Origin of the sequence: Streptomyces sp. NPDC005483 (assembly GCF_040606035.1) — a bacterium.
Taxonomy (GTDB): domain Bacteria; phylum Actinomycetota; class Actinomycetes; order Streptomycetales; family Streptomycetaceae; genus Streptomyces.
In genome coordinates this window covers 1-1,440 of sequence record NZ_JBEXEA010000121.1, presented here as the reverse complement: position 1 = coordinate 1,440, position 1,440 = coordinate 1, and the positions used below count along the sequence as shown (strand labels likewise).

At 66.0% G+C, this 1,440-nt stretch carries 1 protein-coding gene and 1 pseudogene; both read left to right on the top strand.

The window, feature by feature from the left end; translation table 11 throughout:
• Nucleotides 1-929: sugar ABC transporter permease (locus ABZT06_RS50545; RefSeq protein ID WP_355756704.1), on the top strand; the 929-nt coding region annotated here is incomplete at its 5' end.
• A pseudogene (locus ABZT06_RS50540) lies at nucleotides 926-1,440 on the top strand (carbohydrate ABC transporter permease); the annotation flags it as partial. The gene ABZT06_RS50545 and the pseudogene ABZT06_RS50540, both read left to right, overlap by 4 nt.

Sequence of the window (1,440 nt, the reverse complement as noted above, 5' to 3'; positions counted from 1 at the left end):
CGGGCCCTGCCCCTGTCAACAAGCGGGTTCCGCGGGGGCACAAGCGCCTGCTGACCCGCCGTGACCGGCTCACGCTCGGCTTCATGGCCGGCGTGCCCACGGTCCTGCACGTGGCCCTGGTCTGGGTCACCGCCCTGGCCTCGATCGCCCTGGCCTTCACCAGCTGGGACGGCATCGGCTTCGACTCCATCAAGTGGGTGGGGCTGGACAACTTCAAGCAGTTGTTCACCGACAACCCGCAGTTCTGGCCCGCGGTCGAGCACAACATCATCTGGTTCGTCGTGCTCATCTTGATCCCGACGCCGTTCGGCCTGTTCCTGGCCGTCCAGCTGGACAAGAACATCCGCTTCTCCCGCGTCTACCAGACCGCGTTCTTCCTGCCGGTCGTGGTCTCCCTCGCGGTGACCGGGTTCGTGTGGCAGCTGGTCTACAACCCCGACACCGGACTGATCAACAGCCTGATCGGGGCGAACAAGCCCGGCCACTACATCGACTGGATCGGCGACCCGCACCTGAACCTGTGGGCCGTTCTGATCGCCGCGTCCTGGCGGCACACCGGCTACATGATGATCCTCTACCTGGCCGGCCTCAAGGGCGTCGACCCCTCCCTGCGGGAGGCATCCTCGCTGGACGGCGCCAACGAGTGGCAGACGTTCAAGAACGTCATCTTCCCCACCCTGCGCCCCACCAACACCGTCGTCCTGGTCGTCACGATCATCGAGGCGCTGCGCGCCTTCGACCTGGTCTTCGTCTTCAACAAGGGCGCCCAGGGCACCGAGCTGCTGTCGATCCTGATCACCAACAACATCATCGGTGAGTCCAGCCGGATCGGTTACGGCTCGGCGATCGCCGTGGTCCTGCTGGTCATCTCCCTCGCGGTCATCATCCCCTACCTGATCGCGACCTTCCGGAAGGAGCGGCGCGCATGAGCACCACCGTCGCCACCGGCGCGCCGGCCAAGCAGCGCACCCCCGTCCGCCCGGCCCGGGTCCTGCTGCACGTCTTCCTCGCCGGCACCGCGCTGGCCTGGCTCGCGCCGCTGCTGTGGGCGGTCCTCGCGGCCCTGCGGCCGTACTCGGAGACCAGCAACAAGGGCTACGTCTCCTGGCCGGACACGCTGAACCTCGACAACTTCAAGAACGCCTTCCAGCAGTCCGACATGATGCACTACTTCGGCAACACCCTGCTCATCGCGGTCCCGGCCGTGCTGATCACCCTGGTGCTGTCGTCGATGGTCGCCTTCTACGTCTCGCGCTTCGACTTCCGCCTCAACATCGCGCTGCTGCTGGTCTTCACCGCCGGCAACCTGCTCCCGCAGCAGGTCATCATCACCCCGCTGTACCGCATGTACCTGCTCATCGACCTGCCCGGCGTCACCATGAGCGGCAAGCTCTACGACTCCGCGCTCGGCCTGGTACTGATCCATGTGGCCTTCCAGTC